This window comes from Isosphaeraceae bacterium EP7 (genome assembly GCA_038400315.1).
Lineage (GTDB): Bacteria > Planctomycetota > Planctomycetia > Isosphaerales > Isosphaeraceae > EP7.
This window is the reverse complement of the sequence record CP151667.1, coordinates 1,242,066-1,260,053: the sequence shown is the minus strand read 5'-3', so window position 1 is coordinate 1,260,053 and position 17,988 is coordinate 1,242,066. Positions and strand designations below refer to the sequence as shown.

Here is a 17,988-nt window from a genome sequence, read left to right as displayed (position 1 = left end):
TCGTCGCTCAGGGGGCGGCGAATCTAGAGCAGTTCCCCATTGAACGTGGCGTGCTTTTCTCCGATTCTCCGTGATAGGAGGGCACGGAGAATGGCCGCATACTCGATGGACCTGCGGGAGCGGGTCATTGCCGCCTGCGATGAGGGGATTCAGACGCGCGCCGAGGTCGCCGAACGATTCTCCGTCAGCCAGTCCTGGGTCCGCCTGCTGCTCAAGAGGCGCCGGGAGACCGGCTCGATCGCGCCGAGGCCGCACGGCGGGGGCCGGGCCCCGGCCTTCTCCGGCGAGGCGGCCGAGCGGCTCTGCAACGCCGTCGCGGCCGATCCCGATGCCACGCTCAGGCAACTGGCGGCCGCCGCCGGCGTGGCCCGCGGCACCTCGGCCACCGACCGGGCGCTGAGACGGCTGGGCATCACGCGCAAAAAAAGTCGACCCGGGCCGCCGAGCAGGACCGGCCCGACTTGAAGGAGGCCAGGGTGGCCTGGCGGGCCGAGTTCGCCGGCGTCGACCCGTCCCGCCTGGTCTTCCTGGACGAGAGCGGCGCGACGACCGCGATGACCAGGCGGTACGCACGGTCCCCGCGCGGCAAGCGGGTCGACGCGGCGGTGCCGCACGGCCACTGGAAGGTGCTCACCCTGACCGCGGCGGTCCGCCTCGGCGGCATCGGGGCCTGCCTGGCCTTCGACGGGGCGACGAACAGCGCCTGCTTCGAGGCCGACATCGGCGAGTGCCTGGCCCCGACACTCAGGCCCTGTGACATCGTGGTGATGGACAACCTCTCATGCCACAAGACTGCCGAGGTGGCCCGCTTGGTCGCCGCCGCCGGCGCCGAGGTCCGCTACCTGCCGGCCTACAGCCCCGCCCTGAACCCGATCGAGGCGATGTTCAGCAAGCTCAAGGAGTCCCTGCGATCGGCCGAGGCGAGGAGCGTGGACGACCTGATCGGCGCGATGGGAGACGGCCTGAGGTCAGACAAAGCGGCCAATATCCTTGGATGGTTTCATCATTCGGGATATCGCCACGTTCAATAGGGAACTGCTCTAACCAGCCGCTTCACCACGCGGGCGCACCCGCGGGTCTCCGCCCGCGCCGCCGAGTTCTACGGCGGCCGCGTGAAGCGGCCCCCGGCGGGAATCGTCGCTAGGGCCGGCTGGCCCGGCTTGGGCATCTGGTTCGGCGACGACGGCGGCTGCATCTACAGCAACGCGGCCCGGAGGATCTCCGCCTTCCGCTTCCACACCAACGCCTTCGCGCCCGAGGAGGTAGACCGCCTGGCCGCGGAGCTATCCAGGCTCTCGGGTCTGCCCTGGCGACGCTACCTGCAGAACGGGGTCTACCCGATCCTGACGCTGGGCAACGGCGACGGCACGCCGAACAACAAGGGCCAGGGCAACCTGGCCCGCTGGTCCGAGCTGATCCGCCCGCACGTGCCGCCGATGCTCGGCTACAAGCTGCGGGTCGAGGCCTGCGGCGAGGCGTGGTCGGGCCTGGAGCGACCCGGAGGGGGATGGCCCGAAGAGACGGCGATCAAGTCGGCGCGGCCGTACGCGCCGGCGCCGCACGAGGACTGCCTGGTCTTCCACCTGGGGGTCGCCGGCGCGGGTAACTTCGTGGCCCAGGGGCTCCTAGTCGCCGACGCCCATTCCGTCGAGGCCGGCGGCACGGCCCCCTTCCCCGGCTCCCCGGGTTGGACGTCGCCCGCCGCCGTGGCCGCCCGGGACGACGGCGAACGGATCGAGGACTCCCGATGAACCACGCGCACCCGTCCTCCTCCGCGCGGGGGCCACCATGCCCGTCCGGGCGGCGGGGCGCCGCCTGCCGCAGTTCCTCGACGACGAGGGGGCCCCGGCCCGCCCATGACCGTTCCGCTCGCGATCCCGGGGCCGACGGACCTTCCGTCCGGCCCCGAGGGTGGGTTCCTATTGACAATCAGGTGGCCAGGTTCTTGCCGAGGAGGGGGAGTTTCGATCCCCTCGACTGCGACCGGATCATCGCGGGCTGGCCACCGAGTCGCTCCAGATGGCCGTTGATGACTCGATCCAGGTCGTGCACGTCTGTGGGCACGAAGTTGGCCATCAGGCCGTGCTTCAGGTGCCCCCAGATGAACTCCACCGGGTTGAGGTCCGGGGCGTAGGCCGGCAGCCGCCCCTGATGCAGGCGAGGATAGCGGGACAGGAACGCCCGGATCAGCGGGCCCTTGTGATTGCTCCCACCATCCCAGACCACGATGACCCGCCCCCGCAGGTGTCGCAGCAGGCCCCCCAGGAATGCCACGACTGCCGCCGCGTCGATGGAATGCGCCGGGTCGGTCCGCCAGTAGAGCCCCACCCGCCGCCGGACCGGGGCGACGCTGATGGCGGCGATCGTCGAGACCTTGTCGCGGTGCCGGCCGAACCCGGTGAGCACCGGCGTCCGCCCCACCGGGGCCCAGGTCCGGCGCACCGTGGGGTTGATGAAGAACCCGCTCTCGTCGATCAGGACGAGGTGGGCGTGCTCGTCCCGGGCTTTTTTTCCAGGCGCGGCCAGTCCTCGGCGGCCCAGCGGGCGATGGCCGGGTTGTCGCGTTCCACCGCCACCACCGCGGGCTTCTGCGGTGACTGGCCGCGTGCCGTCAGCCACGCGGCCAGGTCGTTGGAGTTGAAGCGGACGCCGTACCGCTTGGCGATCACCTCGGCCAGCCTCCGCGTCGTCCAGAGCCGGGTCTTGAAGCCGAGGGCCTCGGGGCTGGCGGCCAGCCAGGAGAGGACCACCGCCTCTTGGCGGCCCGATCGCTTCGGCTTGGGCCCCGGGTGGGGTTTGCCCGCCAGGCCGCCGTCGCCGGAGGCGCGATAGGCGGCCATCCACTTGCCGACGGCCTTGAGCGAGACGCCCAGGAACGCGGCGACATCCTTCTGCTTCCAGCCCTCGTTGACGCGGGTGACGGCCAGTCGGCGTCGGGCTTCCAGTTCGGCGGCGGATCCCCGGGGTTTCATCCCCGAATGCGACAGTCGATCCGACGGGCGTGACAAGTACCGGGCTACCTGAACATCAATAAGCTCGAGGACCCCGCACGTGATCCATCCCCCGAACGGCCTACGGGCCTCACGCCCCGCCGGCAAGTCGCCGGGCACGGTGCGGGCGATCTACGCCGAGGTGATCGACCCGGCCGCCCTGGGCCCCCTGCAAATCCGCCGTGCCAGCCGCCTCGAGCCCGACGACGCCGGCCCCTGGACGGCCGACCGCGGGCCGATCCTTGTCCCCTTCATCCTCCGTGGCGAGGCGATCAGGGCCGAGGTTGCCCGGCTCTCAACTCACCGGATCGGTGCCGGCGGATGATTCCCATCCGCCCGGCCAGGGGGCCACCTGCCGCGGCCCGAACGGCGGTCGCTCGGGCCGCCCCGTCGTCAAAAGACGCAGCGATCCATCCGCGAAGTAACCCGCCCCGGCGACTACCCGGGCCGCCGGGCTCCCAGGCGTCGGGTCGCATCCCCAACTATCAAGGAACCTGATCGTGACCCGATCCCGGCTCGATCGCCGCGTCGCCGATCCTGCCCCGCAGGCTGTCCTCGTCGAGAGAGCTACACGGGCAAACCCGCGGCCTCACGAGCCGATTTCGCCGGTCGGTAACCGACCTTAGTTTCCAGGCGAGCCCAAAGTTTCCACCGATTGCCGGCAATCGGCAGCGGATTCGGGTCCGGAACTTCTTGGCCCGTCCGCCCCCAAACTACACCCTCTCCAGCTTCCTTTCGGCAAGGAAACGAGGCCGTTTTGATCAGCCTGCGGGCCGACGCCCTTTGCACGATTTCGCGGCGAAGCCGAGCCATGGGGTTCGAGTGCCGTCCCGGCCGCCACGCCCTTGATCTCCGAGTCCCCTGCCTCACCCATCGAACACCCCGGAGTTTCGCCATGCCCCCGACCCAGTCCGTCGGCCTGAGCAAGAAGGTCGGCCTGACCAACGACGGCTCCCTGAAATCCAATTTGAGCTCTCCGCTGGCCTTGAATCTGACGACCTAGTCCGCCGGGCCCGCGCCGCGTTCGCCGCCTGCGAGCGGGCCGTCTCGGAGGAGCTCGACCACCACCGTCAGCCGACCGGATCCGGCCGACGCTCCTGACGACGGGATCACTCGCCAGGACGAAGACGAGGCGCCCCCGCGTCGCCCGACTTCCCCCGCCTAGCTCCGCGCCCTGAGCGTCCTCTGCGGCCGTCGCAGAATCGACCTCCGCCGGCTCGTCGCCGACTGGTCGGGGGACGACGAGCCGGATGGTCTCACGCACGCCGAGGCCGGCCGGCTGATCGACGAGCTCCAGGCCCTGCCGGCGATCTCCTCCTGAGCGGCACGACCCCGATCCATCGGCCACACCTCGCACCGGGAGGAAGACCGTGAGCGCCCGCACCAAGCCGAACGCCGCCTACGTCAACGACTGCCTCCTGCTGTCATCGCTGATCGGCCTGATGTCCTCGAGCTTGGGGATCGGCATGCTGGCCTTCGTCGCGATGCTCGCCGCCTGCCTGGCCGGCGGCGAGATCCGACCGGCACGCCGGCGACGATGACTCAGGCCGGCGATGACCCCGAGCCACGGCTTCGGCCGTGGTCCGGGGCTTTTTCTTTAGCCATCGTCAATTTTCGGGAGCCGAGGTACTGTCGCAGAATTAACACGTCGGAAGCCTCGTCGGACCGGGCTATCGGAATTGAACCAGACTAGGCTATGTCGGAAAACCGCCCTTATCTCGCGACGATTGACCTGCCTCCCAGGATTGTGTGTACGGAGACACACATCAACGAGGCGGCTTCAAAATGGTGCGGCACCGACTCAACGATCAACAATGGGAGCTCGTCCAGGACCTCTTTCCCCCGCCCTCTCGCACGGGCCGTCCCAGGCGGGATCGTCGCGAGATCCTCGACGGAGTCCTCTGGGTCCTCCGCACAGGAGCCCCCTGGCGCGACCTGGCTACGGAGCTCGGGCCTTGGGCGAACGTCTGGGACCTCTTCGACACCCGGAACGGCGACGGGACGCTCGACGCGATTCTCTCCCGATTGCGATCGGCAGCCATCGACGCGGGCCTGGTCGACCGCGAGTCGTGGTGCATCGACGGCACCGTCATCCGTGCCGCCCGATGTGCCGGCGGGGGCGGCAAGGGCGAAGATCCCGAGGAGCCCGCCGATCACGCCCTGGGGCGTTCCCAAGGGGGGTTCTCGACCAAGATCCATCAGCTGTGCGACGGCCATGGCCATCCCTTGGACTTCCATCTGACGCCCGGGCAGGCCCACGAGACGACCGGCCTGGTCCCACCCCTGGAGGGAGCCGAGGAGAGGGTCGTCGATGGCGACGGCGAGCCGATCGCGTGGCCGGTCGCCCTGGCCGGCGACAAGGGGTATCGGGCCGACTGGATCGACGAGTACTTGATCGAGATGGGAACCACGCCGGTGATCCCGTCGAAGGAGGGCGAGGACCGCTCGGCTCGCCCGGTGGAGTTCGACAAGGACGCCTACCGGCGGCGGAGCATCGTGGAGAACCTGATCGGCCGGCTGAAGGAGTGTCGGCGAGTGTTCTCGCGGTTCGAGAAGACGGCGAAGAACTTCGGTGGCATGATCAAGATGGCATTCATCCAACGCTATCTACGTCTGTGCTCTGGATGACGGTTTTCCGACAGAGCCTAGTACTACAGTTGCACTTCGCACTTTGCCCCAAGCGATGATAGGCCATTCATTTGCGATTCACGCCCACCCGCACGTCCGGCCGGGGCCGACCGGTCGTGCGGAGTAGCGGGCGGGGCATTCCGCAGGGAAGTGAATTCCGTGACCGGGGGAAGCGACTTGGGACGAGTGCGATGGCTCAACCCAATCCGAGCCGCAAACGGAACGATCTGAATTACTTGCGTCAAAACGCGAAGTGTAACTGTATTACTAGCTTATGATCGGCGAGAGAATAACCTTCCGAATCGAGTGATCAGCCTTGGCTCACATGATAATCCCACCGTGGCATGATCGGGTCGAAGATGATCTTCATCGCTTCCCTGAAACCCTCGGCGACCTTCCGCTTGATCTCGTCATACTTCACCTGCAACTCGACCGATACCCAGAGGCCCGACTTCGTCTCGACTCGCTCGATCAACGACTTGACCAACCCGACGCTCTCGAAGTTCACACCCTGACACGCCCGGCTCACGTGCGGGAACAGCCGGTGCTCGATCGGGTTGTATTTCGAGCAGTACGGCGGGTAGTGCGCCACTCGGATGATGCCCCATCGCCGTGGACTTCTGCGCCTTGCGGCGGCGGAAGCCGTGGCGGTGGAGGAGCTGCTTGACAACCGGGACGCTGACGGGCGTCCCGGCCTCGGCCAGTCCCTCGGCGACCCGCCCCTGGGTGAGGTCGGTCCAGCGGACGTCCTCGTGCATGGGGTCGCCCGCCGTGTGGTCGTCGAGGAACTGCCGGAAGTTCTCGTTCAACTCGGGCGTCGTATCGAGGTCGGCCTTCCGACCGCCCCCTATATCCGGATGCGACCGTCGAGGTCGTCAGGCAGATGGGCGAGGTCTTCTTTGCCCTGGCGGATCGTCTTCGGGTCGCACTCCAGGAGGTCGGCGATGACCTGGGTGCCGCCGTAGCCGAGCTTGGCCGCCTCGATGGCGGCGTAGCGTCGGCGGTCCTTCTCCGAGAGCGAGTCGTAGAACATCCGCATCGAGTGGGCGATCTCGAAGCCGAATGTCATGAGCACCGATCCGTAGCCTGGCGAGTGTCTCGAACTACGATCGTAAAGCCAGGTCGCCACTTCGGAAAGTTGTTTCCTAGCCGGTCCTTAATGACATTCGGATCATTCCCGGATTGCCTGCAAGTCCTTGCATGTCCGAGAAGATGGACATACCGGGGCGGAATTGGACCTGATTTTGCCCCGCTGGCCGGGACGATCGGAATGGCAAACGGCGGAGATCGCGTGTAATCTGGATTATCCTTTCAACTCACATCTTATCGAGGCCCCGACCGACGTCGATCGCGAAGGCTTCGGCGCGGTTAGCGAGGGCATCCATGGAATCTTCAGACGATCCGAAGAAGCCGGAAGCATTGCCTGCCACGACCAGCGCCCCCGAGGGAGGACGTTTCGAGGGCCAACTAGAGCCCGCCCAACCGGGGTCTCCGCCGCCGCGAAGCTTGCCGCTCGCCGCGATGGCCCTGGGGGCCGGCCTGCTCGCGGGGTTCGCCTCCTGGCTCGTAGGCGAGGGCGTGCTGTACGCATTCAAGCCGCCGCTTTTCCAGTACGAGATGATGGGTCAGACCCTGCTCAAGGCGAAATTCGAGGACCAGGTCCTGGCGGATTCAAGGAACGCGACCCTGGCGTTCGCCCTGCTCGGCGGGGCCCTCGGCCTGGCGCTGGGGGTGGCGGGCGGGCTCGCCCGGGGCTCGACCCGCGGGGGGATCCGGGCGGGGGCCCTGGGGCTGATGCTCGGCCTGGTGCTCGGCGGCGGTTCGTCCCTGGTGATCCTACCGGCCTACGACCGGGCCCTGAGCCGATCCCCGGAGGAGATGTCGCACGCGGTGATCCTTCCGATGCTGGTCCACGCCGGGATCTGGTCGGCCTGTGGGGTCGCGGGCGGGATCGCGCTGGGGGTCGGCCTGGAGGCGGGCCGGTCGCGCCTGGTGAATGCCGCCCTGGGGGGCCTGATCGGGGCGGCGATCGGCGCCGTCCTCTACGAGATCCTAGGCCTCATGCTGTTCCCGAGTGACAGGACGACCAGCCCCCTCTCTTCGGCCTGGTACACCCGGCTCATAGCCCGGCTCCTGGTCGGCGGGCTCGCCGGGTCGGTCGCCTCGTCGACAGGGCAACGCGGCGCCGGGGACAGGCCGACGCCCGCGCGAGACGGCGGGCTGGAGTCGGGGGTTTCGGGCTGATCGGGGCGTCCGGGGGACGCGAAAGACCGCCGCCGATCGGGGTACCCCGATCGGCGGCGGTCTTCTTCTTCGATCATCCGGCGGAGGATCGCGTGGGGGGATCAATAGGCGTCGGAGCTGACGATCTCGCCACCGCTCCTCGTCCCGATCGACATCCAGGTCGCATGGTTAATGGTGCTCTTGACAAATTTGCAGCTCCCGTCGGCGAACAGCGTGTTGATGCCCCCCGGGTGCGAGCTCGACGCCCCGACGGCCCATCCGCCGTCAGCCCACGCCTGCGGGCCCGAGCCGGTCCGGCAGCCACCGACGGTGTCGTTGGGAATCTGGACGGTGTTGAACGAGCCGAAGCCGTAGCAGCCCAGCGCCCAGCGCCAGCCCTTGAGATCGGAGATGGTGCTGTCGGCGGTGTTCGGCTCGTTCTGGAACTTGGTGCGGCAGGTCGCGATGTTCGACTGCACCTGGACGAGGTTGCCGAGGGCGTTGAGGTACCCGGTGCCCGGCGACGTGTCGCCCATCTCCATGTTGCCGCGATACTTGCTCCCCGCCGACTGGCGTCCGTCGCCCACCAGCCACTCGGCGAAGGCGAGCGTGTTCGAGGTCCCGTCGGTGCAGTCCTGCACCCCGTAGGCTTGGGAGAAGGTGAACATGCCCGAGCTGCCCGTGGCGGTCTGGTGATTACGCGGCGTTGCGGAGTCCTCCCAGCCGGAGCCATTGGTCGTGGTCGCGCCGAAGGAAGCGGCGTAATTGTTGATGTTGCCGCCGGATCCGGCCTTGCCCGCGCCCGAGTTCGGGTCGGAGGGGCAGAGGAAGGTGTTCAGGACCGTGTTGCTGGAGGTCGAATTAAGGTTGCTAAATGGGCCGGTGGGGTAGGGCCCGAAGTTGAAATTGATCGAGTTGTATAGCGGCGTCTGCTCCAAGTAGCTCAGCAGCATGCCCTGGGTGCTCCAGGAATTCCAGAGGGCGAGGTCTCCCGGGGTGTCCCCCTGAACATTCAGCGAATTGCCCAACGGGAAGCTCCCGATGGCGGAATGGTAGTTGTGCATCGCCAAGCCGATCTGCTTCAGGTTGTTGGTGCACTGCATCCGCCTGGCGGACTCGCGGGCCGACTGCACCGCGGGCAGCAGGAGGGCGATGAGCACCGCGATGATGGAGATGACGACGAGCAGCTCGATCAGGGTGAAACCACGCCTTGACTTGAGATTCATTCCGGATACCTCTCGATCGGATGTAGGGCAGCGGGACAATGGGGATGAAGGACGGACGATGGATGGGGGCCGGGGCGGAGGCCGCTCGGGAGGAGGCGCTCCCCGTCACTGGGCCTTCTTCTGGGCCCCCTTCTTGTGCTGGTCGAACATCTGCTTTTGGTAGTTCTTCAGGTAATTGTCGACCTTCTTCTGTTCCTCGGGTTCCATCTGGACGGTCGTGCCGCTGCCGGAGCCAGAGCCGCAGCCCACGCCAGAGCAGGCGATCGCGCCGGCGAGGCCGAGGAGGAGGGGGGCGGAGAACCTCGGGCGACCACAGTTCATCGGAAAACCTCCGTATGTTCGTTCGTCAAGGAATGCTTCAGGGGACCGCTCGTGGCGGCGAAGGAATCGCGACGTTCCCGAGGGGGGCGGCCTCCGACGATGCCCCCGGCCCCGCGTCGCCCGCGATGCGGGCCATCCCCGCGGTCCGGAAGCCGGGCAGCGGCTCGGGCGTCCCATGCCCCTCGCGGAGCCTATACCCCGCGTCGGCCGGGATCGGGCCGAAGCGGTCGACCCGCCCCGAGGGCCAGGTCACCTCGATCCTCTCGACGAGTCCGGCGTCGCCGAGCCCGAAGTGCAGCCTCGGGTCGGAGGCCGACTGAAAGCTCCCGCCGCCGATCCTCCACGCCACGGACCGTTGCCCGCCGGCAACGACCTCCACCCGGGCGCCGACGGCGTCGCGGTGCGACGCGGCCCCTTCGAGGCCCACCGTGAGCCAGTGGCCGCCGGCCGTACGGTTGTGGAAGTAGGCGAGCCTGGAGTCGAGCGCGTGGATCAGGAGGTCGGGCCGGCCGTCGTTGTCGAGGTCCCCGACGGCCAGGCCCCGCGCCACCCGGGGCACCTGCCAGGGGGCCCCCGCGGCCGCGGTCGCGTCGACGAACCGGCCCCCCGAGACCCCGATCAGGAGCTGCGCGGGCATCTGGTAGGGGATCTCCGGCCGGAAGTCGTCGACATGGCCGTTGGCCGTGGCCAGGTCGAGTCGACCGTCGTTGTTCGCGTCGAGGAAGGCGGCCCCGAAGCCGAGCCGGTGGCGGGTCGCCGCGGCCAACCCGGCCTCGGCGGTGGCGTCGGCAAAGATGCCCTGGCCGCGGTTCCGGTAGAGCGTCGTGGACTCGTTGAAAAAGTTGGTCACGGCCAGGTCAGGCAGGCCGTCGCCGTCGGCGTCGCCGCAGGCGATTCCCATGCTCGCCTGGAACGACCCATCGCCGCTGCTGGCCACCCCGGACTCCTGGCCGATGTCCTCGAACCGCATCCCGCCCAGGTTCCGGAACAGGAAGTTGGCCGACTGGTCGTTGGCCACGTAGAGGTCGACCCGGCCGTCGCCGTCGAGATCAGCCGCGACGACGCCCAGGCCCCGGCCGTCGGTGTCGACGATCCCCGCCTCGGCCGAGACGTCGACGAACTGGCCGCCGTCGTTGCGGAAGAGGTGATCGGGGAGGGGCCGGAAGTGCTGCGGGGCGCAGTAGCTGTAGCGCTTTCGCATCTCGTCCCAGCAGGGAGTGGGGTCCTGCGTGTCCCAGGCCAGGTAGTGGCAAACGTAGAGGTCGAGATCGCCGTCGTTGTCGAGGTCGGCGAAGGCCGCCGAGGTCGGCCAGTCGCGGTCGCCGCCCAGCCCGGCGCCCTCGGTCCGGTCCTCGAACGTGCCGTCCCCCTTGTTCCGGTAGAGGGCGTAACGCCTCCAGCGCGTGACAAACAGGTCCGGCCGACCGTCGTTGTCGAAGTCCCCGACCGTTACCCCGTGGCCGTAACCCCGGGCGAACGCGGACAGGCCCGACGACCCGGTGGCGTCCTCGAACGTGCCGTCGCCCCGGTTGCGGAAGAGACGGTCGCCCGAGGTCTGCGGCGACCCGAGGTCGGGGGGGAACGACCCGGCCTGCGTCAGGTAGACGTCGAGCCATCCGTCGCCGTCGTAGTCGAGCATCCCGACCCCTCCCGCGGTCGTCTCGGGCAGGTGATGGAGGGACGACGCCCCATTGGCAAATGCAAATTGCAGGCCGACCGCCTCGGCATCGTCCTCGAACTCGGGGGTGACGCCGGGCGACACAGGCCTCGCCGGACGGTTCGCCTTCGGGGCCGCGTCGAGCTCGGCGAGGAGATCCCGGAGGAACGGCCCCGGGGGGCGGCGGTCGTCCAGCGTCTTGAGCCGGGCCATGGCCCCCCGCGCCTCGGCGTTGCCGGGCTCTCGCCTGGCGACGATCGACCAGAGTGAGTGGGCCTCGAAGAAGCGGCCGAGGGCCTCCGCCTGGCGGGCCGCCTCGGGGACGTCGAGCGGGATCAGGTTCTGGAGGGCCCGCTCGTATAGGTACATGACCCGGCTCAGCTCGCCCCGTCGTTCGCGCAGCTTGGCGGCCGTGTCGGACTCCCCGGCGGCCAGCGCGAGGTCGGCCAGCCGCGCGAGGGAGAGCAGGTTCCCGGGCTCCCTGTCGATCATCCCCTGGTGGGCCCGCCGCTCGCGGGCGAGATCACCCGCCCTGGAGGCGAACCAGGCCTGGAGCGTGAGGATCTCGGGAGGGGGGACCGCGTCCTCGGGGAGGTGGCGGAGGGCCCGCACGACCTCGGCCTCGTCCTGGGTGGCGAGGGCCCAGTTGAACCAGCCCCGCCAGGCCGCCGGGTCGTCCGGCCGACGGCGGAGGCAGGCTTCGAGCCGTCGTTTCGCCTCGTCGAAGCGGCCCGTCCGGGTCGCCAGGTTGGCCAGCCCCAGCCAGATCCGGTCGTCCTCGGGGGCGTTCCTCGAGGCCTTCTCGAGGGCGGCGTGGGCGACCCCCACGGACATGGGGCTGGTCGAGCCGAGGTTCTCCAGCTCCTTGAGCAGGCCCATCGGGTCCGGGTAGGTGCCCCAGGCCCCCGAGACGACCGCCCGAGCTTCGATGAACCGCCCCTGGATCTTGTACAGGTTCACCAGCGTTTCTCGGGCCTCGACGGCGAGCTTGCCCTGGCCACCCAGGGCCTTGACCAGCAGCGGCTCGGCCTCGGCGAGCCGGTCGCGTGCCAGCGCCAGGCGGGCCGCCAGCATCGCCGCGGACGGGGCGAACGGCGAGGCCGCGTCGACCCGCGCCCAGGACGCCGCCGCGGCCTCGGGACGGCCCAGTGCCTGCTCGCAGGCGCCGATGAGGAACCGGACTTCCCCATCCCCCGGGTGACGGGCCGAGGCCCGCTCCAGGAGCTCGAGGGCGCGTCCGGTCGATCGCTGCGAGATTGCCTCCTTCGCGGCCTCGAAGTCGGACCTGAATCGCCAGGCATCGTACGCATGGGCGGCCCCCCATGCTGCGATGACAACGGCCGATCCAACGAACCAGAAACACCGGCGATGCGACATGAATGCCATTCGTGATCGCCTTCGGAACAAACCGGCTCTCGACGATGAGGCCCCCGGCGGGCGCGAAGCAACCCGGCGGGCGTAGCCTGATGAGGGCGAAGCCAGCGGCAAACGTTAAGATCCGTAAAATTGAACGATCATGAAATGACGCTACTCGGCCGGAAGCCGTGACGGGGGCTACTCCGACGGGACCATTGCTGGTGCCGCGGTGTAGGCCGATTCCCGATAGACTCCGACACGCACGCCTCGCCAATAGACCCTATTGCGGTTGACGCCCCCTAGCGCACAGATTCATGGATCGATTCCCCGGAAATTCCCCGGCCGAGGTCCCGTGGAGGATGTTGTCGCAATGCCTCAACTCTTCGAGACAACTTGCGTCCCGGGTCGCAATCCGTTATCTGTCAACACAATCCCAACTTACAGAGAGACGACTTTGGAGCCCGGCTCCATGATCGGCACCGTCCAATTCGACGACTTCATCGCGAAAATTCGCGGGGGAGACGAGGACGCCGCGCGAGAGCTGGTCCGACATTTCGAACAGGTCATCCGCCGCGAGGTCCACCTCCGGCTCGACGACCGGAGGCTCTACCGCCTCTTCGACTCGGTGGACATTTCGCAATCAGTCCTGGCCAGCTTCTTCACGCGTGCAAGCTCGGGGGGCTTCGACCTGGAGACGCCCGAGCAGTTGGTCGGGCTTCTTATTCAGATGACCCGGAACAAAGTCGCCTTCCAAGTCCGCCGTCATCGGACTCTCCGTCGCGACAGCCGGAAGACCGACGCCCGGCCGGTCGACGAGATCGGTCTGGCCAGCCCCTCGCTGGGCCCAAGCGAGCAGGCCTCCGACCAGGACCTTTTCGAGGCCGTCCGGGCCCGCCTCGGCGTCGAGGAGCGGCGGCTGGTCGAACTCCGGGCCGAGGGCTGGGAGTGGCCCGAGATCGCGGCACGGCTAGGCGGGACGGCGCAGGCGCGTCGGGTCCAGCTCGCCCGGGCGGTGAATCGGGTCGCCCGCGAGATGGAACTGCAGAGGCCGGGCGATGAGTGAAGCAAACCGGCCCGCGCCCCCGGTCGCCCGGTGGTCCGGCTCGGCGGCCCGGCGATTCCTCCGCCTCTGCGCCGGCATGAACAATCTTGTTGAGGAGGGCGGCCCCGATGTCGTCGCATTCCTGGATTCCGAGCCTGGGCTCCCGGCCGAGGAGGCCGTCGCGGTCCTTCGGGCCGACCAGCGCCGGCGGATTCGGGCCGGTCGTCCGGCCCCGGCGGAGTGGTACTTCGAGCGGTTCCCCGGGCTCCTTTCGGACCCTGAGCGGGCGCTCGACCTGATTTTCAGCGAATACCTGCTCCGCGAGTCGGCCGGCGAGCGGCCCGAGGTACGCGATTACCTCGTGCGGTTCCCCCGGCTCTCCGGTCGGATCTCGCTGCAGGCGGAGTTCCACCTCGCGTTAGGGCCGGTCGAGGCGATCGCGACCGAGGAGGACGATCCCCCCCCCGCCCAGGCCGGTGCCCCTCACAACCTCCCCTCGTTCCCCGGCTACGAGATACTCCGACAGCTCGGCGTCGGCGGGATGGGCGTGGTCTACGAGGCGTACCAAGTCGGCCTGAAGCGGCGGGTCGCCCTGAAGATGGTCCTGGCTGGGCAGGGCGACGCCCCCGAACGCGCCGCGAGGTTCCAGAAGGAAGCCGAGGCCGCCGCCCGCCTGCACCACCCCAACATCGCCGAGATCCACGAGATCGGCGAGTTCGAAGGCCGCCCCTACTTCACGCTCGAGCTGGTCGAGGGGGGCGACCTCGCGGGTGAGTTGGCCCGCGGGCTGATGGCCCCGAGGCGGGCCGCCCAGCTGACCGAGTCGCTGGCCCGGGCGATGCACTACGCCCACGAGCGGGGGATCATCCACCGCGACCTCAAGCCTTCCAACATCCTGCTGACTCCCGAGGGCCTCCCCAAGGTCGCCGACTTCGGCCTGGCCAAACACCTGGGGGGCGACCCCGGCCAGACCCGGAGCGGGACCGTGCTGGGCTCGCCCGGCTACATGGCACCGGAGCAGGCCTCCGGCAAGGTCCGCGAGGTCGGCCGCGAGGCCGACGTCTACTCGCTCGGTGCGATCCTCTACGAGATGCTCACCGGGGCCCCGCCGTTCCACGCCGAGAGCGCGATGGAGGCCCTGTCGATGCTCCTCAGCGAGGACCCGGTCCGCCCCCGCAGGCTCAAGCCCAAGGTCTCGCGCGACCTAGAGACGATCTGCCTGAAGTGCCTGGAGCGGAACCCCCGCCGTCGCTACCCGACCGCGGGGGATCTGGCCGACGACCTCGGCCGGTTCCTCGACCACGACCCGATCCGGGCCCGGCCGATTGCCCCTCCCGAGCGCATCTGGCGGTGGTGCCGGCGGAGGACCTCGCTGGCCTTCGCCGCCGGCTTGGCGGCGGTGGCGGTCGCCTCGACGATCGGGCTGGCGATCAGCTTGGGGGTCCACCAGTACCGGGCCGCCGGGCGGATCGAGGAGGCCTCGATCGAGGTTCGGGCCCGCCGGCGGCAGGTCGACCAGATGGCCGCGCAGCTCGCCTACGACCACGGCCAGGCGCTGGCCGAGCGGGGGGATGTAGCCCACGGCCTGCTCTGGCTGGCCCGCGGCCTGGCCGGCGCCGAGCATGTCGGCGACGCCGCCCTTGAGCAAGCCACCCGCCGGAATCTGGCCGGGTGGTGGGGTCGGATCCACCCGCTCCGGCTCCGCTGGGCCCACCCCGGCCCGATCCAGTCGGTGGCGTACAGCCCCGACGGCAAGCTCGCGGCCACCGCCAGCGAGGATCGGACGGTCCGGATCTGGCAGGCGGCCACAGGAGAGCCGGCCGGCCCGGCCCTGGAGCACCCTTCGGGGGTCCGCTCGGTCGCCTTCAGCCCAGACGGCAAGACACTCCTGACCGGCTGTGATGACTCGAGCGCCCGGGTCTGGGATCTCGCCACCGGCCGGCGGGTAGGCCCGCCCCTGGCCCACGAGAGCTCGATCTTATCGGTCGCCTTAAGCCCCGACGGCAAGACCGCCCTCACCGGAGGGACCGACGGGACTGCGCGGCTCTGGGACATCTCCACCGGCCGACCTCTCCTCGAGCCGTTCCGGCACCAGGAACGCGTCGCCGCGGTCGCCTTCAGCCCCGACGGGCGGGCGATCCTGACCACGAGCTGGGACCGCACCGCGCGGCTCTGGGACGCCGCCACCGGGGTCCAGCTCGGCCAGACGATGGCGCACGACGGCTGGGTCTGCGCGGCGGCCTTCAGCCCCGACGGGCGGACCGTCCTCACCGGCTGCTACGACCATACCGCCCGACTCTGGGACCGCGAGACCGGCCTCCCACTGAGGCCGTCGATACTTCACCAGCATTGCGTGGCGTCGGTCGCCTTCAGCCCCGACGGCCGGCGCCTGGCCACCGGGTCGATCGACGGGACCGCGCGGGTCTGGGACGCCGCCACCGGAGAGCCCGTCGGGCCCCTACTTCGCCACCAGCACACGGTCTCCTCGGTCGCGTTCGCCCCCGACGGCCGGTCCCTGATGACCGGCGGCTTCGACGGCGAGGCCCGGGTCTGGGAAGTCGGGCGGGCCGCTGGCCGAGCCTTCCTCCACGCCGGGTTCATCCGGGCCGTCACCTTCAGCCCCGACGGCCGGAGGATCCTCTCGGCCAGCCAGGACCACACCGCGCGACTCTGGGACGCCGCCACCGGCGAACCAATCGGGCCGCCGATGCACCACGACGACGCGGTCGAATCGATCGCCTTCAGCCCCGACGGCCGGTCGGTCCTCACCGGCAGCCTCGACGCGACCGCCCAGCTCTGGGACGCCGCGACGCTGACCGCCCTAGGGCCCCCGCTCCGGCACGGGGCCGGAGTCCGCTCGGTCGCCTTCAGCCCGGACGGCCGGACCGCGCTGACCGGCTCGGACGACCGGACGGCGCGGCTCTGGGACGCCGCCACCGGCCTGCCCATCGGCCGCCCTCTGTCCCACGGAGACGCGGTCCGCTCGGTCGCCTTCAGCCCGGACGGCCGGACCGCGCTGACCGGCTCGGACGACCGGACGGCGCGGCTCTGGGACGCTGCCACCGGCCTGCCCCGGCTCAGGCCGCTGGCCCACCGAGGTCGGGTGATCACGGTTGTCTTCAGCCCCAACGGGCGGGCTGTCCTCACCGGCTCGGACGACTCCGAGGCCCGGCTCTGGGACGCCGAGACCGGCACCCTGCTCGTCGGGCCCCTGCACCACGGCGGGCCCGTCTCCGTCGCCACCTTCAGCCCCGACGGGCTCTCGGCGATCACCGGCGGCTGGGACCGGACGGCGCGGCTCTGGGACGTCGCCACCGGCCGGCCCATCGCACGGCCCCTGCGTCACGACGGCCAGCTCCGGGCCCTGGCCATCAGCCCCGACGGCCGGACCGTCCTGACCGGTAGCTACGACCGGACCGCCCAGCTCTGGGATCAGTCCACCGGACGTCCCATCGGCCCCTCGTTCCGCCACGAGAGTCAGGTCTGGTTCGTTGCCTTCGCTCCCGGCGGCCGGAGCGTCCTCTCCGGTGGCGAGGAGTACGCCGCCCACCTCTGGGACGTCCCCGCCGTCATCAACACCCCCACCCCCTCGCTCGGCCGCTCGATCCGCGTCGCCACCGGCATGGAACTCCGCGACGACGGGTCGCTCCACATGCTCAGCCTCGAGGAATGGGACGACCTCATGCGGCGGCAGGCGCGCGACAAGGACAGGTACTTTCTTCCTTGACACCGGCCGCCCCATAGGGCCGAGGCGCATCGCGAGGAAGTGGCCCTATTGGGTAGATGCATGTAAACTGACCTGCCCCCTTAAACGAGTCAAGCCGAATGCCATTCAGTTAGTCAGGTGACGCTTCGCCTGCCGCCAGAAGTTCTCGATTCCGTTGATGTGATTCCGCCCCTCCTCGGCGAATCGCTCGTCGTGATTGACCCGCCAGTGGTGGTAACCCTCGACGCTCAGGGTGTCGTAGACGGCGTAGATGTCGGAGTAGACCACGCTGTCGGGGGCCACCTTCCGCTTGATGATCGGCAGGACCGTCTCTCGCCGCGTGTCGCCGATCATCTCGGTAAACACCTTGCCGCCGCGCTTCAGGATGCCGAAGACCGGGACCTTGCCGGGCGCCCCCCGGCCGCGCTTGCCGCCGCGGCGGTGGGCCCCGAAGTCGCTCTCGTCCACCTCGACCTCGCCGTCGAACGCCTCGGCGAGCTGCCGCTCCTGGTGCCGCGCAGGCGGTCGAAGAAGGCCGTGACGGTGTTGCGGTTCGGTCCCACTAGGTCAGCGGCGGCGCGTGCGGTGACGCCCGCGACGAAGTACTTCATAAGTTCCGCGGTCTGAGCCTCAGAGAGCTTACTGAACTTGATCCGCATATGACCAGCCTAGGAAGGTGTGATTTCCCAGGCCAGCCCCAATTTTTCCGACCGATCCGGGGGTCGCCAATCTCGCTCGCCTGGGGGCACTATTGGGATTGCTCCGAGATCGTGGATCAAGGCTGGCTGACTGTTGCAAATCTGGCGGCCACTCTCATAAGTCCGCCATTTTGGTACTTC

16 protein-coding genes and 2 pseudogenes are annotated in these 17,988 nt (G+C 69.2%); 9 read left to right on the top strand and 9 right to left on the bottom strand.

Going from position 1 to position 17,988, the window contains the following annotated elements; translation table 11 throughout:
- Positions 1-90 precede the first annotated feature (90 nt).
- The 3 genes from EP7_RS04925 to EP7_RS04915 all read left to right on the top strand — a co-directional run bounded on the left by EP7_RS04925 (position 91) and on the right by EP7_RS04915 (position 1,751).
- Complete coding sequence (locus tag EP7_RS04925) at positions 91-465, top strand: IS630 transposase-related protein (protein WP_463526472.1); 375 nt, start codon at positions 91-93, stop codon at positions 463-465.
- Complete coding sequence (locus tag EP7_RS04920; RefSeq protein WP_463526471.1) at positions 462-1,031, top strand: IS630 family transposase; 570 nt, start codon at positions 462-464, stop codon at positions 1,029-1,031. The genes EP7_RS04925 and EP7_RS04920 overlap by 4 nt, the downstream gene beginning before the upstream one ends.
- Before the next feature lie 81 nt (positions 1,032-1,112).
- A complete protein-coding gene (locus EP7_RS04915) occupies positions 1,113-1,751 on the top strand; it encodes a hypothetical protein (RefSeq protein WP_463526470.1) in 639 nt (212 codons plus the stop codon).
- Between the two features lie 178 nt (positions 1,752-1,929).
- On the opposite strand, the gene EP7_RS04910 is transcribed toward EP7_RS04915, so the two are convergent.
- Entirely contained in the window at positions 1,930-2,442 is a 513-nt protein-coding gene (locus tag EP7_RS04910; protein WP_463524468.1) for a transposase, read from the bottom strand.
- A gap of 32 nt (positions 2,443-2,474) precedes the next feature.
- Positions 2,475-2,972 carry a helix-turn-helix domain-containing protein gene (locus tag EP7_RS04905; RefSeq protein ID WP_463526469.1) on the bottom strand — a complete coding sequence of 166 codons (498 nt, stop codon included), beginning with the start codon at positions 2,970-2,972 and terminating at the stop codon, positions 2,475-2,477.
- Positions 2,973-3,051: 79 nt separating this feature from the next.
- Between EP7_RS04905 and EP7_RS04900 the strand changes: the two genes are divergently transcribed.
- The 3 genes from EP7_RS04900 to EP7_RS04890 all read left to right on the top strand — a co-directional run bounded on the left by EP7_RS04900 (position 3,052) and on the right by EP7_RS04890 (position 5,618).
- On the top strand, positions 3,052-3,315 hold the full coding sequence (locus EP7_RS04900; protein WP_463526468.1) for a hypothetical protein: 264 nt from the start codon (positions 3,052-3,054) through the stop codon (positions 3,313-3,315).
- Positions 3,316-4,360: 1,045 nt separating this feature from the next.
- On the top strand, positions 4,361-4,531 hold the full coding sequence (locus EP7_RS04895; protein ID WP_463526467.1) for a hypothetical protein: 171 nt from the start codon (positions 4,361-4,363) through the stop codon (positions 4,529-4,531).
- A 244-nt stretch (positions 4,532-4,775) separates the two neighbouring features.
- Positions 4,776-5,618, top strand: coding sequence for an IS5 family transposase (locus tag EP7_RS04890; protein WP_463526466.1), 843 nt, complete (start codon positions 4,776-4,778; stop codon positions 5,616-5,618).
- Between the two features lie 310 nt (positions 5,619-5,928).
- On the opposite strand, the gene EP7_RS04885 is transcribed toward EP7_RS04890, so the two are convergent.
- The 3 genes and pseudogenes from EP7_RS04885 to EP7_RS04875 form a co-directional block, all read right to left on the bottom strand.
- The gene (locus EP7_RS04885; protein WP_463526465.1) at positions 5,929-6,210 is read right to left on the bottom strand and encodes an ISAzo13-like element transposase-related protein; all 282 of its coding nucleotides are present in this window, start codon (positions 6,208-6,210) and stop codon (positions 5,929-5,931) included.
- Between the two features lie 66 nt (positions 6,211-6,276).
- Positions 6,277-6,376 (bottom strand): annotated as a pseudogene (locus EP7_RS04880) (hypothetical protein); the annotation flags it as partial.
- Positions 6,377-6,465: 89 nt separating this feature from the next.
- Positions 6,466-6,687 carry a hypothetical protein gene (locus tag EP7_RS04875; protein ID WP_463526464.1) on the bottom strand — a complete coding sequence of 74 codons (222 nt, stop codon included), beginning with the start codon at positions 6,685-6,687 and terminating at the stop codon, positions 6,466-6,468.
- A 314-nt stretch (positions 6,688-7,001) separates the two neighbouring features.
- Here EP7_RS04875 and EP7_RS04870 point away from each other — a divergent pair, with 314 nt between their 5' ends.
- On the top strand, positions 7,002-7,862 hold the full coding sequence (locus EP7_RS04870; RefSeq protein WP_463526463.1) for a hypothetical protein: 861 nt from the start codon (positions 7,002-7,004) through the stop codon (positions 7,860-7,862).
- Between the two features lie 101 nt (positions 7,863-7,963).
- Here the strand turns inward: EP7_RS04870 and EP7_RS04865 are convergent, their stop codons facing one another.
- From EP7_RS04865 to EP7_RS04855, 3 genes are all read right to left on the bottom strand, one after another.
- Complete coding sequence (locus tag EP7_RS04865) at positions 7,964-9,067, bottom strand: DUF1559 family PulG-like putative transporter (RefSeq protein WP_463526462.1); 1,104 nt, start codon at positions 9,065-9,067, stop codon at positions 7,964-7,966.
- Between the two features lie 105 nt (positions 9,068-9,172).
- Positions 9,173-9,388, bottom strand: coding sequence for a hypothetical protein (locus EP7_RS04860; RefSeq protein ID WP_463526461.1), 216 nt, complete (start codon positions 9,386-9,388; stop codon positions 9,173-9,175).
- A gap of 37 nt (positions 9,389-9,425) precedes the next feature.
- Complete coding sequence (locus tag EP7_RS04855; protein WP_463526460.1) at positions 9,426-12,431, bottom strand: CRTAC1 family protein; 3,006 nt, start codon at positions 12,429-12,431, stop codon at positions 9,426-9,428.
- 439 nt (positions 12,432-12,870) lie between these two features.
- On the opposite strand from EP7_RS04855, the gene EP7_RS04850 reads away from it, so the two are divergent.
- Positions 12,871-13,464: an RNA polymerase sigma factor gene (locus EP7_RS04850; protein WP_463526459.1), complete on the top strand. Its 594-nt coding sequence runs from the start codon at positions 12,871-12,873 to the stop codon at positions 13,462-13,464.
- On the top strand, positions 13,457-17,170 hold the full coding sequence (locus EP7_RS04845; RefSeq protein ID WP_463526458.1) for a WD40 repeat domain-containing serine/threonine protein kinase: 3,714 nt from the start codon (positions 13,457-13,459) through the stop codon (positions 17,168-17,170). The genes EP7_RS04850 and EP7_RS04845 overlap by 8 nt, the downstream gene beginning before the upstream one ends.
- Positions 17,171-17,275: 105 nt before the next feature.
- On the opposite strand, the pseudogene EP7_RS04840 reads toward EP7_RS04845, so the two are convergent.
- Positions 17,276-17,644: pseudogene (locus tag EP7_RS04840) on the bottom strand (IS1595 family transposase); the annotation flags it as partial.
- Positions 17,645-17,988 lie beyond the last annotated feature (344 nt).

Bases quoted from the DNA above. Each gene is read 5' to 3' on its own strand.
- EP7_RS04925 (WP_463526472.1), top strand. From the start codon at position 91: ATGGCCGCATACTCGATGGACCTGCGGGAGCGGGTCATTGCCGCCTGC.
- EP7_RS04905 (WP_463526469.1), bottom strand. From the start codon at position 2,972: ATGAAACCCCGGGGATCCGCCGCCGAACTGGAAGCCCGACGCCGACTG.
- EP7_RS04890 (WP_463526466.1), top strand. From the start codon at position 4,776: ATGGTGCGGCACCGACTCAACGATCAACAATGGGAGCTCGTCCAGGAC.
- EP7_RS04875 (WP_463526464.1), bottom strand. From the start codon at position 6,687: ATGACATTCGGCTTCGAGATCGCCCACTCGATGCGGATGTTCTACGAC.
- EP7_RS04870 (WP_463526463.1), top strand. From the start codon at position 7,002: ATGGAATCTTCAGACGATCCGAAGAAGCCGGAAGCATTGCCTGCCACG.
- EP7_RS04865 (WP_463526462.1), bottom strand. From the start codon at position 9,067: ATGAATCTCAAGTCAAGGCGTGGTTTCACCCTGATCGAGCTGCTCGTC.
- EP7_RS04860 (WP_463526461.1), bottom strand. From the start codon at position 9,388: ATGAACTGTGGTCGCCCGAGGTTCTCCGCCCCCCTCCTCCTCGGCCTC.
- EP7_RS04855 (WP_463526460.1), bottom strand. From the start codon at position 12,431: ATGGCATTCATGTCGCATCGCCGGTGTTTCTGGTTCGTTGGATCGGCC.
- EP7_RS04850 (WP_463526459.1), top strand. From the start codon at position 12,871: ATGATCGGCACCGTCCAATTCGACGACTTCATCGCGAAAATTCGCGGG.
- EP7_RS04845 (WP_463526458.1), top strand. From the start codon at position 13,457: ATGAGTGAAGCAAACCGGCCCGCGCCCCCGGTCGCCCGGTGGTCCGGC.